The organism is Stutzerimonas stutzeri KOS6 (assembly GCF_000307775.2).
Lineage (GTDB): Bacteria > Pseudomonadota > Gammaproteobacteria > Pseudomonadales > Pseudomonadaceae > Stutzerimonas > Stutzerimonas stutzeri_B.
The window spans coordinates 214,941-230,019 of sequence record NZ_KK020677.1; the positions used below are offsets into that span (position 1 = coordinate 214,941).

Consider the following 15,079-nt stretch of genomic DNA (forward strand, 5'->3'; position numbering starts at 1 on the left):
ATTCGGGCAGAGCCGGCGCGACCGTCGGCCACAACAATCGCGAGCCCCGCAGGAGTTCTCCATGCTTGAGTTGAATGCACAGCACATCCACATGCATCAGGCCGCGGCCGACAAGCCTGCCGCGTTGGCGCTGCTGGGCGAGGTGCTGGTCGCCGACGGGTTGGTGGCGCCCGGGTATCTGGACGGACTGCGTGCACGCGAAGCGCAGGGTTCGACATTTCTCGGGCAGGGCATCGCAATTCCTCATGGCACGCCGGAAACCCGCGATCAGGTCTTCACCACGGGCGTGCGGTTGCTGCACTTTCCGCAAGGCGTCGACTGGGGCAACGGCCAGCAGGTGTACCTCGCCATCGGAATCGCTGCGCGTTCGGATGAGCATCTGCGTCTGCTGCAGTTGCTGACCCGGGCGCTGGGCGAGGGCGATCTCAGCGAGGCGCTGCAGAAGGCCGAAAGCCCCGAGGCGATCATCGACCTGCTGCAGGGCGCACCGCAGGAACTGGCACTGGATGGCGAACTGGTGGGGCTGGGCATCGCCGCCGACGATTTCGACGAGCTGGCCTGGCAGGGCGTCAAGCGGCTCAAGCGTGCCCAGTGCGTGGCGCCCGGTTTCAATGCGGGTCTGTCGCTGGAGCAGGCGCTGCCGCTGGGTGACGGCCTGTGGTGGCTGAGCAGCGAACAGGCGGTGCAGCGCCCCGGCCTCGCCTTCGTCACGCCAGCCTCGAAGCTGGCGCACCAGGGCCAACCGCTCAATGGTTTGTTCGTGCTGGCCAGTCTGGGCGAAGCACACCGGGCGATGCTGGAGCGCCTGTGCAACCTGCTGATCGAAGGACGCGGACAGGCGTTGAGCCAGGCGACCTCCAGCCGCGTGGTGCTCGAAGCGCTGGGCGGTGAGGTGCCGGCGGACTGGCCGAGCGCCCGGGTGCCGCTGGCCAATCCCCATGGCCTGCACGCACGCCCGGCCAAGCTGCTGACCGAGGTCGCCCAGGCCTTCGCCGGCGAGATCCGGGTGCGCCTGGCCGGCAGCCAGAGCGCCGGCGTGTCGGCCAAGAGCCTGAGCAAACTGCTGGCGATGGGTTCGCATCGGGGGCAGGTGCTGGAGTTCATCGCCGAGCCTTCGATCGCCGACGATGCGTTGCCGGCGCTTGTCCGCGCGGTGGAAGAAGGGCTGGGCGAGGAAGTCGAGCCGCTGCCGGTCGGCGGTGAGCCGGCGGAGCAGCCAGCTGGCATCGTGCAGTTGGATGAAGCGGCTCAGGACGTGCCTGCTTTGCGGGCCGGCGAGCAGGTCATCGGAATCGCCGCCTCGCCCGGCATCGCTATTGGCCCGGTGCTGGTGCGCAAGCCGCAGGCGATCGACTATCCGCGCCGCGGCGAATCCCCGGCAATCGAATTGCAGCGGCTGGATGCCGCGCTGGAAAAGGTGCATGGCGAGATCGGTACGCTGATCGCGCAAAGCCAGGTCGCCAGCATTCGTGACATCTTCACCACCCACCAGGCCATGTTGCGTGACCCGGCGTTGCGCGAGGATGTGCAGGTCAGCCTGCAGAAGGGCGCGAGCGCCGAAGCGGCGTGGATGGAGGAGATCGAGAGTGCGGCGCAGCAGCAGGAGTCCCTGCACGACAAGCTCCTGGCCGAGCGCGCGGCTGACCTGCGTGATGTCGGCCGGCGCGTACTGGCCTGCCTGACTGGCGTGGAAGCCGAGCAGGCCCCGGGCCGGCCCTACATTCTGGTGATGGACGAAGTGGCCCCTTCGGATGTCGCCACGCTCAATACCCAGCGTGTCGCGGGCATCCTGACCGCTGGCGGTGGGGCGACTTCGCACAGCGCCATCATTGCTCGCGCGCTGGGCATCCCGGCGATCGTTGGGGCCGGGCCGGGTGTGCTCGGCTTGGCGCGCAACACGTTATTGCTGCTCGATGGCGAGCGTGGCGAACTGCTGGTCGCGCCGACCGATGCGCAGCTGGAACAGGCGCACGGCGAACGCGCCGCACGCGAGGAACGCAAGCGTCTGGCCCATGAGCGACGCATGGAGCCGGCGGTCACCCGCGACGGTCACCCGCTGGAAATCGCCGCCAACATCGGCGCCGCTGGTGAAACCCCGGAAGCCGTGGCACTGGGTGCCGAGGGCATCGGCCTGCTACGCACCGAGCTGGTGTTCATGAACCATGCCCAGGCGCCGGACCAGGCGACCCAGGAAGCCGAGTACCGCCGCGTGCTGGAAGCGCTCGAGGGGCGTCCGCTGGTGGTGCGCACGCTGGATGTCGGCGGCGACAAGCCGCTGCCGTACTGGCCGATGCCGGCCGAGGAAAACCCGTTCCTCGGCGTGCGCGGCATCCGCCTGAGCCTGCAGCGTCCGGATATCCTCGAAACCCAGCTGCGCGCCTTGCTGTCGGCCGCCGATGGGCGCCCGTTGCGGATCATGTTTCCCATGGTCGGCAACATCGACGAGTGGCGTGCTGCCAGGGCCATGGTCGATCGCCTGCTTATGGAGCAGCCAGTGGCCGATCTGCAGGTCGGGATCATGGTCGAGGTTCCGTCTGCCGCGCTGATCGCGCCCGTGCTGGCGCACGAGGTCGACTTCTTTAGCATTGGCACCAACGACCTGACCCAGTACACCCTGGCCATCGACCGCGGCCATCCGACGCTTTCCGGCCAGGCTGACGGCCTGCACCCTGCCGTGTTGCGCCTGATCGGCATGACGGTGGAGGCCGCACATGCGCATGGTAAGTGGGTCGGCGTGTGCGGCGAGCTGGCCGCAGACGCGCTGGCGGTGCCGATGCTGGTGGGGCTGGGGGTCGACGAGTTGAGCGTATCGGCGCGCAGTATCGCGCTGGTCAAGGCGCGGGTGCGCGAACTGGATTTCGCCGTCTGCCGGCAATTGGCGCAGCAAGCCCTGATGCTGCCTGGCGCCCATGAAGTGCGCGCCTTCGTCGCGGAGCATTGCTGATGGCGCGCATCCTGACCGTGACCCTCAATCCTGCGCTGGATCTGACCGTGCAACTGCCCTCGCTGCGTCTGGGCGAGGTCAATCGCAGCGACAGCCTGCAGGTGCATGCCGCGGGCAAGGGGCTCAACGTGGCCCAGGTGCTGGCCGATCTCGGCCACCAGCTGACCGTCACCGGCTTTCTCGGCGAAGGTAATCCGCAGGCCTTCGAGCAACTGTTCGCCGCGCGTGGCTTTGCCGACGCGTTCGTCCGCGTGGCGGGCGACACCCGCAGCAATCTCAAGCTGGCCGAAGCCGATGGGCAGGTCACCGATATCAACGGCCCGGGGCTGCAGGTCAGTGCGGCGCAACGGGACGCGCTGCTGGCGCGCCTCGAGCGGCTGGCCCCGGCCCACGACCTCGTGGTGGTGGCCGGCAGCCTGCCGCGCGGCGTGGACTGCGAGTGGTTCGTCCAGCTGCTGCAGCGACTCAAGCAGCTCGGCGTGCGGATTGCGCTGGATACCAGCGGCGCCGCATTGCGTGAAGGGCTGACTACCAAGCCGTGGCTGATCAAGCCCAATGAGCAAGAGCTGGGCGAAGCGCGCGGCCTCGAGCTCAACGGGTCTTCAGCGCTGATAGCCGAAGTACGACGACTGCAGGCCGGGGGTATCGAGCATGTGGTCGTCTCGCAAGGCGCCGAGGGCGTCAGCTGGTTTGCGCCGGGTACGGCATTGCACGCCCGGCCGCCCAGGGTTCGGGTGGTCAGCACCGTCGGCGCCGGGGACTCGCTGCTGGCCGGCATGCTTCACGGCCTGCTCGAAGGCTGGCCGGCGCAACGCACGCTCGCGCACGCCACCGCGATCGCCGCGCAGGCGGTCGGGCAGGTCGGCTTCGGCATTTCCGATACGGCACGCCTCGCCGAGCTGGAGGCCGCGGTCCGGCTCCAGCCGCTGAGTCAATGATTCGAACAAGAGGTGAAGGAATGAATCTTCTCATCGTCACGGCCTGCCCCAATGGAATGGTCACCAGCGTGCTGACGTCACGCCTGCTCGAAGCGGCCGCCCATCGCCTGGGCTGGTCGACGGCCGTGGAGGTGCACGACCCCAAGGCCATCGGCTCGCCGTTGACGCCAGCGCAGATCAGCGATGCGGATCTGGTCGTCGTGGTCAGGACCGGACCGCTATCGCTCAAGCGCTTCATCGGCAAACGCGTCGTGCAATCGACACCTGCCGAAGCGTTGCTCGATCCGGAGGGCTTCCTGCGCAGCGCCGCCGATACGGCCACCGAGCTGCAGGCTGTTGATGACGGCGATGCCCCCCAGGCCAGCGGCAAGCCCAGGCTGGTGGCCATCACCGCCTGCCCGACCGGCGTCGCGCACACCTTCATGGCGGCCGAAGCCCTGCAGCAGGCTGCCATGCGCAAGGGCTACGAGCTGCAGGTGGAGACTCGCGGCTCGGTGGGCGCGCGCAATGTGCTCGAGCCGCAGGCCATCGAGGAGGCGGATGTGGTGCTGCTCGCCGCCGACATCGAAGTCGACGTCGCCCGTTTCGCCGGCAAGCGGGTGTTCCGTTGCGGCACCGGCGTTGCGCTGAAACAACCCGAGGCGACACTGGACCGCGCGCTGGAAGAAGGCGCGGTGCTCGGTGCTGGCGCCCCCGCCACTGCTGTCGGTGGCGAGCAGAAGGGCGAGAAGACGGGGGTCTACAAGCACCTGCTGACCGGTGTTTCCTACATGCTGCCGATGGTGGTGGCCGGCGGTTTGCTGATCGCGCTGTCGTTCGTCTTCGGGATCGAAGCGTTCAAGGAGGAGGGCACCCTGGCCGCCGCGCTGATGAAGATCGGCGGTGACACTGCCTTCCAATTGATGGTGCCGCTGCTCGCCGGCTACATCGCCTATTCGATCGCCGATCGCCCCGGCCTGGCGCCCGGCATGATCGGCGGGCTGCTGGCCGGTACGCTTGGTGCGGGCTTCATCGGCGGGATCATCGCCGGCTTCGTCGCCGGCTACGCGGCCAAGGCGGTGAGCCGCTGGGTCCCGCTGCCCAGCAGCATCGAATCGCTCAAGCCGATCCTGATCATCCCGCTGCTGGCGAGCCTGTTCACCGGCCTGGTGATGATCTACGTGGTCGGCACGCCGGTGGCCAAATTGCTCGCCGGGCTCACTGAGTTCCTCGACACCATGGGCACCTCCAATGCCATCCTGCTCGGGCTGCTGCTCGGTAGCATGATGTGCGTTGACCTCGGTGGTCCGGTGAACAAGGCGGCCTATGCCTTTTCGGTCGGCCTGCTCGCCTCGCAGAGCTACGCGCCGATGGCCGCCACCATGGCCGCCGGCATGGTGCCGCCGATCGGCATGGGTATCGCCACCTTTATCGCCCGGCGCAAGTTCGCCCAGACCGAGCGCGAAGCCGGCAAGGCTGCGCTGGTGCTGGGCTGCTGCTTCATCTCCGAAGGCGCGATTCCCTTCGCTGCCAAGGACCCGCTGCGGGTGATCCCCGCAAGTATCGCCGGCGGTGCGCTGACCGGCGCGCTGTCCATGGCGTTCGGTGCCAAGCTGCTGGCACCCCATGGCGGACTGTTCGTGCTGCTGATCCCCAACGCCATCAATCATGCCTTGCTATATCTCTTGGCGATCCTGGCCGGCAGTTTGCTGACCGGGGTGATCTATGCGCTGATCAAACAGCCCGAGGCACAGCCGCTGACTGTAGGTGCTGCAGCCTGATCAGCGGGCGAGGGTGGCTGAACTAACGGCTTACCCGCCGTATCCACTGAAGGCCGGCGAGGCTTCATGTCAAAACGTGTCGCCGGCTTTTTTCGACAGTGGATCGGTTGGAGAGCGTTGCAGCATGAAGAAGGTCTGGATGCACAAGAACGGCACGAGTCGCGACAGCGCGCCCTTGGGTATCCCGCTGCCGGTGGGTACGCCGACACTGGGCGGGCCGATCGTCACCGCGGGTGGCGTGGCCTTTATGAGCGGCACCCTGGATTATTACCTGCGCGCCTACGACCTGCAGAATGGCAGGGAGCTGTGGAAGGGCCGCTTACCCGCGGGTGGCCAGGCGACGCCGATCACCTATGTGTCGGAGAAGACCGGCAAGCAGTACGTGGTGCAGATGGCGGGCGGGCATGGCTCGTTCGGGACCAGGCTGGGCGACTCACTGATCGCATGGACGCTCGAGGAGGAAGCCCGATAGCTGCGCAATCAGGAAATCATTCGCGAGCAAGCTCGCTCCTACGGGTCCGGAGCGGCAAACGCTTTTGTAGGAGCCCAGCTTGCTGGCGAAGCTTGGCATTTAACGCCGGCCTGTTCGCGAGCAAGCTCGCTCCTACGGGTCCGGTTTAGCTGCTGATCGGAGCTAGCCTGCTGTGAGAGTCTCCTCGAGCAGTCCATCCGCACGCGCGGTGCTGCTCGGCCTAGGCACTTCGTCAATGTCTCAGTGGTGCTCTCGCGTCGCCCTGAACTTAACATCCGGCCAGCGCTCTTCCATCAGGCTCAGATTCACCCGTGTCGGCGCCAGGTAGGTCAGGTGGCCGCCGCCGTCGATGGCGAGGTTTTCGTAGGCCTTGTTCTTGAAGTCTTCGAGCTTCTTCTTGTCACCGCACTCGATCCAGCGCGCCGACCAGACGTTGATCGCCTCGTAGGCGCATTCCACCTTGTATTCCTCTTTCAGGCGGCTGGCGACTACGTCGAACTGCAGCACACCGACTGCACCGAGGATGATGTCGTTGTTGCGCTCGGGGAAGAACACCTGGGTCGCGCCTTCCTCGGCCAGTTCCTGCAGGCCCTGGCGCAGCTGCTTGGATTTCAGCGGGTCCTTCAGGCGCACGCGGCGGAACAGTTCCGGGGCGAAGTGCGGGATACCGGTGAAGCCGAGGTTCTCGCCTTCGGTGAAGGTGTCACCGATCTGGATGGTGCCGTGATTGTGCAGGCCGATGATGTCGCCGGCCCAGGCCTCTTCGAGCATCTCGCGTTCGCTGGAGAAGAAGGTCAGGGCATCGGCGATGCGGACATCCTTGCCGATGCGCGCGTGACGCAGCTTCATGCCTTTCTCGTACTTGCCCGAGCAGATGCGCATGAAGGCGATGCGGTCGCGGTGCTTGGGGTCCATGTTTGCCTGGATCTTGAACACGAAGCCGGTGAACTTCTCCTCGATCGGCTCGACAACGCGCTCGTTCGCTGCACGGGCGAGCGGCATGGGCGCCCAGTCGACGACGGCGTCGAGCACGTGATCGACGCCGAAGTTACCCAGCGCGGTACCGAAGAACACCGGGGTCAGCTGACCGCTGAGAAACTCGTCCTGGTCGAACTCGTGGCAGGCGCCCTGGACCAGTTCCAGCTGTTCGAGGAAGCGCTCGTACTCGTCGCCGATGTGCTTGCGCGCCTCGTCGGAATCGAGCTTCTCGATGATCTTGACCTCGGTGCGCTCGTGGCCGTGGCCCGGCGTGTAGACGATGATGTAGTCGTCCTTGAGGTGGTAGACGCCCTTGAAGTCGCGGTAGCAACCGATCGGCCAGGTGATCGGTGCGGCCTTGATCTTCAGCACCGCCTCGATCTCGTCGAGTAGTTCGATCGGGTCGCGGATATCGCGGTCGAGCTTGTTGATAAAGCTCACGATAGGCGTGTCGCGCAGGCGGCAGACGTCCATCAGCGCGATGGTGCGCGGCTCGACGCCCTTGCCGCCATCGAGAACCATCAGCGCGCTGTCCACCGCGGTCAGGGTGCGGTAGGTGTCTTCCGAGAAATCCTCGTGGCCGGGGGTGTCCAGCAGGTTGATCATGTGCTCGCGGTAGGGGAACTGCATCACCGAGGTGGTGATGGAGATGCCGCGCTGCTTCTCCATTTCCATCCAGTCGGACGTCGCATGGCGGTCGGATTTACGCGATTTCACCGTGCCGGCAACGGCGATCGCCTTGCCCATCAGCAGCAGCTTTTCAGTGATGGTGGTCTTGCCCGCATCGGGGTGCGAGATGATGGCGAAGGTACGGCGCTTCGCGACTTCGGCGGCCTGAGTGGTCATCGGAATTAAGGAACCCGTCGACGAGTAGTCGGTCTGTCAAAAAAGGCGGCGATTATAGCGGTAAATGGATTTCCCTGCGGCCGCGCCGCAGCGGAAATCGCTGATTTGTGCAGTTTCCATGACGCTTTGTTTTGAATCGACAACAACTCGAAACGGATGCGCCTTTGAGACGTTTTTTTGATTGATCTATCCCCCCCTTGGTCCTAAAGTTCGCGCCCGAACGTCCATGCTGGCAACGATCCATCCGGCTCAAGTACTGACGACGAGAGATCCACCGTGATACTCGGCGACATGCCTTGGGAAGTAGGCGAACCAAAGTGGGGAAACTGATCAGGCGTTCTTGTCAGGGCCGATGGCCCTCCACCCCCTCATCCGACTTTTGTTTCCTGTTTTTGGAGTCCCACGCATGACGGTCAAGATCGAAGATTATTTCCCTCGCGCCACTTTTCAGAAAATGAAGGCGTTCGCCGACCAGCACGAAACCCCCTTCGTGGTGATCGACACCGCAACCATCAGCCAGGCCTACGATGACCTGCGCGCCGGTTTCGAGTTCGCCAGCGTGTACTACGCAGTCAAGGCCAACCCGGCGGTGGAAATCATCGACCTGCTGCGCGACAAGGGTTCGAGCTTCGATATCGCCTCGATCTACGAGCTGGACAAGGTCATGTCCCGCGGCGTTGGCCCGGAGCGCATCAGCTACGGCAACACCATCAAGAAGTCCAAGGACATCCGCTACTTCTACGAGAAGGGCGTGCGCATGTTCGCCACCGACTCCGAAGCCGACCTGCGCAATATCGCCAAGGCCGCGCCGGGTTCGAAGGTCTATGTACGCATCCTCACCGAAGGTTCGACCACAGCCGACTGGCCGCTGTCGCGCAAGTTCGGCTGCCAGACCGACATGGCCATGGATCTGCTGATCCTCGCCCGCCAGCTGGGCCTGGTGCCGTACGGCATTTCCTTCCACGTCGGTTCGCAGCAGCGCGACATCTCCGTGTGGGACGCCGCCATCGCCAAGGTCAAGGTGATTTTCGAACGCCTGAAGGAAGAAGACGGCATCGAGCTGAAGATGATCAACATGGGTGGCGGCTTCCCGGCCAACTACATCACCCGTACCAACAGCCTGGAAACCTACGCCGAGGAGATCATCCGCTTCCTCAAGGAAGACTTCGGCGATGAGCTGCCGGAAATCATTCTCGAACCGGGTCGCTCGCTGATCGCCAATGCCGGCATCCTGGTCAGTGAAGTGGTGCTGGTGGCGCGCAAGTCGCGTACCGCTGTAGAGCGCTGGGTCTACGTGGACGTAGGCAAGTTCAGCGGCCTGATCGAAACCATGGACGAGTCCATCAAGTTCCCGATCTATGCCGAGAAGAAGGGCGAGATGGAAGAAGTGGTGATCGCCGGCCCGACCTGCGACAGCGCCGACATCATGTACGAGAACTACAAGTACGGCCTGCCGCTGAACCTGGCCATCGGCGACCGCCTGTACTGGTTGTCCACCGGTGCCTACACCACCAGTTACAGCGCCGTCGAATTCAACGGCTTCCCGCCGCTGAAGGCTTACTACATCTAAGCCGTAGAGGCCGAACGAACGCCCCGCATTGCGGGGCGTTTTCGTTTCCGGCTACAGGCGATCAGGCCTGCGTGCTGCGCAGCTCGTCCCGCCTTCGATCATAGGCCTCGACGATGTCGGCGACCTGCGGCAATGCGGCGGCTTGCAGGCTGGCCAGCGCGGTCTCGACGAACCTGAGGTGGCCGTGCGTCAGGGCACGAATCAGCCAGTGCCGCGCCGCGTCCCATTGCTGCTGGGCCAGCAACACGGCGGCGTGGCTGAACTGGCCGCGGAAATCACCGGCCTCGGCCGAGCGGCGATACCACTCGTGCGCCGCCGTAACATCCCGCGCCACGCCGCGGCCGTCCTCCAGGCAGCGACCGGTCAGGTTCATCGACTTGGCGTGGCCGAGTTCGGCGGCCTGGCGGTAGAGCCGGTAGGCTGCCGTTTCGTTCTGTTCGACACCGCGTCCGGTGGCCAGCAGGTTGGCCAGGTTGTACATGCCCCAGTCCAGGCCGATGCCTGCTGCGCGTCGGTAGAACTCGGCCGCGCGTGATGGATCGGCGGGGCAGCCCCAGCCATGTTCGTGGCAGCGCCCGGCCATGTTGCAGGCCATGGCATGGCCGCGTTCGGCCGCGAAGCCGAACCAGGTCAGCGCCAGCACTGGATCGGCCTCGATCCCGCGACCATCCAGCAGAATCTGGCCGAGCAGCGCCTGTGCTTCGATCTCCCCGGCTGCGGCAGCAGTCAGCACCAGGCGTGCGGCGCGGTGTGGCTCCTCGGCGAGGTCTGCGAGTCGATCGGTATCGAGGGTTTCCTCACGGCGCAGAAAATGCGACATCAGACCTCGACCCAGCGGCGCAGCAGGTTGTGGTAGGTGCCGGTCAGTTGCAGCAGAGAGGGGTGCTCCGGCACGTCGGCGGTCAGCTGCTGGATGGCCTGATCCATCTCATAGAGCAGCGTGCGCTGGGCGTCTTCGCGCACCAGGCTTTGAATCCAGAAGAACGAGGCCAGCCGCGCGCCGCGTGTGACCGGCTCGACCTTGTGCAGGCTGGTGCTGGGGTACAGCACCATGTCGCCAGCGGCGAATTTCACCCGCTGCGTACCGTAGGTGTCATGGATGACCAGCTCGCCGCCGTCGTATTCGTCGGGGTCACTGAAGAACAGGGTTGCCGAGAGATCGGTACGCACGCGCTCGGCGCTGTTGCGCACCTGACGGACCGCATTGTCAATGTGATAGCCGAACTGACCGCCCGCCGTGTAGCAGTTGAACAGTGGCGGAAAGACCTTGCCCGGAAGCGCGGCCGACATGAACTGCGGGTGCTGCCAGAGCCGTTGCAGCATGGCTTCGGCGATTTCGCGGGCAAGCGGGTCGTCTTCGGCCAGCTGCAGATTGTGCTTGGCCTTGGCCGACTGGTAGCCGGCGGTGACGCGTCCGTCCTGCCAGGCGGCCTGCTCCAGCGCCGCGCGGATACGATCGGTTTCTTCACGGGAAAACACGTTGGCAATGCGTAAAAGCATGGATCACCGGCAGGAGAAAAAGATCAAATGATAGTAATTTGCATTTAGATGTTTCGGAATGCGACAGAATGTATCAGAATGCTTGTCGCTAATAATAGCAATTCGCAGTTGCATTCAGATCAAGGACCTGCATTTTATGTCGCGTCAGTCTCTCGAACTGGCCCAGCCACCCCGCGTGTTGGCTTCGGCTATCGGTGTCGCCCTTACGGCATTTTCCGTTCCATCCATTGCCCAGACTGCTCCTGCCGCGTCGTCGCCCGGTGAGACACCGGTTGCGCTCGACGAGGTGACCGTGATCGGCGAGCAGGAACAGGCCTACAAGGCCGGTACCTCTGCCTCGAAGAAGTACACGGCGCCGCTGCGCGAAACGCCGAAATCGGTCACCGTCATCACCGACCAGGTGATTCGCGACACCGGTTCGCTCACGCTGGTCGATGCGCTGCGCACCACGTCCGGCATCACCTTCGGCGCGGGCGAGGGCGGCAACCCGGCGGGCGACCGGCCGATCATTCGCGGCTTCAACGCCGAGAGCGATACCTTTATCGACGGCCTGCGCGACGTCGGTTCGCAGACCCGCGAGATCTTCAACGTCGAAAGCATCGAAGTGAGCAAGGGGCCAGGCTCGGCCTACACCGGCGCGGGTTCCACCGGAGGCAGCCTCAACCTGATCAGCAAGACCGCCAAGCAGCGCGACTTCGGCGACGCCAGCGTCACCCTCGGTTCGGACCAGACACGCCGCTACACCCTGGACGTGAACCGGGTGCTCGGTGACAACGTAGCGGGTCGTCTGAACCTGATGAAGCACGAGGCCAATGTCGCCGGCCGCGATGGTGTGGACGTCAGCCGCTGGGGCGTGGCACCAACCATCACCTTCGGCTTCGATACGCCGACCCGGGCGACGCTGTCCTACTACCACCTGGAAACGGACGACATGCCCGATTACGGCATTCCGCTGACGGTGGCTACGCCAGGCAAACCGGGCCGCAAGCCGACCAGCGTCGATCGCGACAACTTCTACGGCCTGGAAAGCCGCGACTTCCGCGAGAGCACCACGGATGCCGGCACCATTCGTCTGGAGCACGACCTGAACGAGAACCTGACCGTCTCCAACACCACGCGTATCGCCCGCACCACGCTGGACTACATCGTCACCAACCCGGACGACTCGCGCGGCAACGTGCCCAACGGCCTGGTTTCGCGCGCCGCCAAGAGCCGCAACTCCAATACCCAGAGCTGGGTCAACCAGACCGATCTGACGGCGCGATTCGAAACCGGCAGCATCGAGCACACCCTGGTGACGGGCGTGGAGATCAGCGATGTCGGCGTGCACAACCGTCCCTACGTGGTCACCCCAGGCACCAGTGGCAGCACATGTACGCCTGCACACCTGGCGTCCGGCGATTGCACCAGCCTGCACAACCCGAGCCCCGCGGACGCCTGGACCGGCAGCATTGCGCGCAGCACGGCGACGACCGATACCGACACCGAAACGCTTGCGGCCTATGTCTTCGATACGCTGAAGTTCAACGAGCAGTGGTCGCTCAACATGGGGCTGCGCTACGACGACTACGAAACGGAGCAGAAGGCCGTCTCCACCGCCGGCGTGGTGACCCGGCCGGAGAACAAGAGCCACTTCTGGAACTATCAGTTGGGCCTGGTCTTCAATCCGCTGCCCAACGGCAGCATCTACGCGGCCTGGTCGACCTCCAGCAACCCGTCCGGCGAGACCGGTGGCGAAGGCTCCGATGCCCTCAGCGTGAACAACCAGGTCCTCGATCCGGAGCGCAACCGCAACTACGAGGTCGGCACCAAGTGGGACTTCTTCGACGAGCGTCTCGGCCTGACCGCTGCGCTGTTCCGAACCGAGAAGAGCAATGCGCGGGTAACCAACGCCAGCGGTTTCCAGGAGAGCATCGGCGAAACCCGGGTCGACGGCCTGGAATTGGGCGCGACCGGCCAGATCACCCATAACTGGCAGGTGTTCGCCAGCTATACCTATCTGGACGCCGAGCTGGTCAAGTCCGGTGCCGCCAACGTCGGCACCCGCGCGGCACCGGTGTACGTGGAGGGGCTGTACGACGGCAACGAGGTGCCCAGCACGCCGAAGCACAGCTTCAGCTTCTGGAACACCTACAACCTCACGCAGGACCTGACCATCGGTGGCGGCGCCACCTACGTCGACTCTCGCTTCGGCGATACGGCGAACAACATCGAGATACCGGAATACTGGCGCTACGATGCGATGGCTGCCTATCGTGTGAGCAAGAACCTGGACCTGCAGCTGAACGTGCAGAACCTGACCGACAAGCGCTATTTCGATCAGGTTTACGGCAGTCACTATGCCCACGTTGCCGCAGGCCGTACTGCCTTGCTGAGCACGAATTTCCACTTCTGATACGGGTGCGAGAAAAAACAAAGGCCGCTCTTCGAAGCGGCCTTTGTCGTTGTGGCGATATCAATACAGGTCGCGCCGATAGCGCCCCTGTTCGCTCAGTTGCTCCAGCTGCGCCTGGCCGAGCAGGCCGAGCAGGATCTGCTGCACCTCCTGGCCCATGCCTTCCAGGCTGCCGCAGACGTAGATCGCCGCGCCCTGATCCACCCAGCGGCGCAGGTCGTCGGCGGCATCGCGCAGCGCATGCTGCACGTAGCGCTTCGGTGCCTGGTCGCGCGAAAACGCCAGGTCAAGTCGTTGCAGATGGCCACTGTCGAGCCATTGCTGCAGTTCATCGTGGAAGAAGGCGTCGTGTGCGGCGTTGCGTTCCCCGAACAGCAGCCAGTTGCGCGAATGCGGCGTGGCGGCTCGTTCGCGCAGGTGCGCGCGCAGGCCGGCGATGCCGGTGCCGTTGCCGATGAGTATCAGCGGCGTCTCCGCGGCGGGGCCATGGAATGCTGGGTTGTGGCGAATGCGCAGGTCGATCTGCTGGCCGACGCCGGCATGGCGGCACAGCCAGCCCGAGCAGAGGCCGGGCGTCCCGTCCGGGTGACTGGCTTCGCGCACCACCAGTTGCAGCGAACCATCGGCAGGCACCGAGGCAATCGAGTACTCCCGGTGCGCTAGCGCCGGCAAGGCCAGCAAGGCGGTCATGTCGAGTTTCTGCAGCGCTTCGAGGTTCGGTAGCCTCGTGTTGCACAGGCGGCTGGCCAGAGTCTGGCCATCGATTAGCTGGTGCGAATCGAATCCCGACTGCTGCAGTAGCGCTTCGATGCGCGCCAGCTCGTGGCGAGGTCCGACTTCGACGATGTCGCCCGCGCGCCAGCTGACCTGGTGGGCCGCGGGTACCAGCGACAGGTGCTGCACCGGTGCACCGGCGCTATCAGGGTTCAGGCAGCGTCGATCGGCGAGTCGCCAGGCCTCATAGGGCGCCGGCAGCCAGTCGCTGAAGTCTCTGCCTCCGCTCAGGTGGGCGAGCTGCTGTTGCCAGTGACGCAGCACGCCGGGATCGCCGCGGTCGGCTTCCAGGCGGTCGAACAGCGGCGTGGCGCCGCATTGGCGCAGTCGTTCGTCGAGACGGCGACCAAACGCGCAGAAATGGCGGTACTGGCGATCACCGAAGGCCAGCACGGCATACTCCAGGTCGTGCAGCTGAGGACTTGCCGTGATCAGGCGCCGCTCGAAGCGTGCGCCGTCGTCCGGTGCCTCGCCTTCGCCATAGGTGCTGACGACGAACAGGATGCGCCGCGCTGGCAGCTGGCTCGGCTCGATCATATTCAGCGGCAGCAGTTGCACGTTCACGCCCGCTTCGCGAAGCTGCTCAGCGCTGCGCTCGGCGTAGAGCCGGGCTTGCCCGCCCTGGCTGGCATAGGTCAGCACCAGCGCCGAGGGCGCGTCCGTGGCTGCCGCTTTGCGGCGTAGCTGTCCGCGCCAGCAGTACAGCGAAATGGCCAGATAGACCAGCACGACCACGGCAGCGCTGATCGCCCGCGGCGGCTGCCACCACAGCAGCAGCGCAGCAAGCACGATACAGCCGAGCAGCGGCGACAGGTGCCGAACGGATCGGAAAGGTGTGGGCAAGGAGCGGACTCGTTACGGAGAATGCGGTAGCGGGAGCTGCCTGAGCGTCCGTGACGACC

The 15,079-nt window shown here is 65.0% G+C and carries 9 protein-coding genes and 1 pseudogene; 6 read left to right on the plus strand and 4 right to left on the minus strand.

The features are described 5' to 3' along the window. Positions 1-61 precede the first annotated feature (61 nt). The 4 genes and pseudogenes from ptsP to B597_RS0223685 form a co-directional block, all read left to right on the plus strand. Positions 62-2,944: a phosphoenolpyruvate--protein phosphotransferase gene (gene ptsP / locus B597_RS41495; RefSeq protein WP_003292400.1), complete on the plus strand. Its 2,883-nt coding sequence runs from the start codon at positions 62-64 to the stop codon at positions 2,942-2,944. Further along, a complete protein-coding gene (pfkB, locus tag B597_RS41500; protein ID WP_003292401.1) occupies positions 2,944-3,882 on the plus strand; it encodes a 1-phosphofructokinase in 939 nt (312 codons plus the stop codon). The genes ptsP and pfkB overlap by 1 nt, the downstream gene beginning before the upstream one ends. Positions 3,883-3,902: 20 nt before the next feature. Further along, positions 3,903-5,642, plus strand: a complete 1,740-nt coding sequence (locus B597_RS41505; RefSeq protein WP_024162398.1) for a fructose-specific PTS transporter subunit EIIC — start codon at positions 3,903-3,905, stop codon at positions 5,640-5,642. Between the two features lie 121 nt (positions 5,643-5,763). Further along, positions 5,764-6,114 (plus strand): annotated as a pseudogene (locus tag B597_RS0223685) (membrane-bound PQQ-dependent dehydrogenase, glucose/quinate/shikimate family); the annotation flags it as partial. A gap of 240 nt (positions 6,115-6,354) precedes the next feature. Here the strand turns inward: B597_RS0223685 and B597_RS41510 are convergent. After that, positions 6,355-7,938: a peptide chain release factor 3 gene (locus tag B597_RS41510; RefSeq protein WP_003292405.1), complete on the minus strand. Its 1,584-nt coding sequence runs from the start codon at positions 7,936-7,938 to the stop codon at positions 6,355-6,357. A 406-nt stretch (positions 7,939-8,344) separates the two neighbouring features. Between B597_RS41510 and B597_RS41515 the strand changes: the two genes are divergently transcribed. After that, a complete protein-coding gene (locus B597_RS41515; protein WP_003292406.1) occupies positions 8,345-9,508 on the plus strand; it encodes a type III PLP-dependent enzyme in 1,164 nt (387 codons plus the stop codon). A 61-nt stretch (positions 9,509-9,569) separates the two neighbouring features. Here B597_RS41515 and B597_RS41520 read toward each other — a convergent pair whose 3' ends face one another. Together B597_RS41520 and B597_RS41525 are read right to left on the minus strand one after the other, a co-directional pair. Further along, entirely contained in the window at positions 9,570-10,328 is a 759-nt protein-coding gene (locus B597_RS41520) for a tetratricopeptide repeat protein (RefSeq protein WP_003292407.1), read from the minus strand. Continuing rightward, positions 10,328-11,008, minus strand: a complete 681-nt coding sequence (locus tag B597_RS41525; RefSeq protein ID WP_003292408.1) for a Fe2+-dependent dioxygenase — start codon at positions 11,006-11,008, stop codon at positions 10,328-10,330. Before B597_RS41525 ends, B597_RS41520 begins: the two co-directional genes overlap by 1 nt. Before the next feature lie 136 nt (positions 11,009-11,144). Here B597_RS41525 and B597_RS41530 point away from each other — a divergent pair, with 136 nt between their 5' ends. Beyond that, on the plus strand, positions 11,145-13,403 hold the full coding sequence (locus B597_RS41530; protein ID WP_003292410.1) for a TonB-dependent receptor: 2,259 nt from the start codon (positions 11,145-11,147) through the stop codon (positions 13,401-13,403). A 60-nt stretch (positions 13,404-13,463) separates the two neighbouring features. On the opposite strand, the gene B597_RS41535 is transcribed toward B597_RS41530, so the two are convergent. Continuing rightward, positions 13,464-15,020, minus strand: a complete 1,557-nt coding sequence (locus B597_RS41535; protein WP_003292412.1) for a sulfite reductase subunit alpha — start codon at positions 15,018-15,020, stop codon at positions 13,464-13,466. Between the last annotated feature and the right edge of the window lie 59 nt (positions 15,021-15,079).

Bases quoted from the DNA above. Each gene is read 5' to 3' on its own strand.
- B597_RS41525 (WP_003292408.1), bottom strand. From the start codon at position 11,008: ATGCTTTTACGCATTGCCAACGTGTTTTCCCGTGAAGAAACCGATCGT.
- pfkB (WP_003292401.1), top strand. From the start codon at position 2,944: ATGGCGCGCATCCTGACCGTGACCCTCAATCCTGCGCTGGATCTGACC.
- ptsP (WP_003292400.1), top strand. From the start codon at position 62: ATGCTTGAGTTGAATGCACAGCACATCCACATGCATCAGGCCGCGGCC.
- B597_RS41520 (WP_003292407.1), bottom strand. From the start codon at position 10,328: ATGTCGCATTTTCTGCGCCGTGAGGAAACCCTCGATACCGATCGACTC.
- B597_RS41505 (WP_024162398.1), top strand. From the start codon at position 3,903: ATGAATCTTCTCATCGTCACGGCCTGCCCCAATGGAATGGTCACCAGC.
- B597_RS41515 (WP_003292406.1), top strand. From the start codon at position 8,345: ATGACGGTCAAGATCGAAGATTATTTCCCTCGCGCCACTTTTCAGAAA.
- B597_RS41530 (WP_003292410.1), top strand. From the start codon at position 11,145: ATGTCGCGTCAGTCTCTCGAACTGGCCCAGCCACCCCGCGTGTTGGCT.
- B597_RS41510 (WP_003292405.1), bottom strand. From the start codon at position 7,938: ATGACCACTCAGGCCGCCGAAGTCGCGAAGCGCCGTACCTTCGCCATC.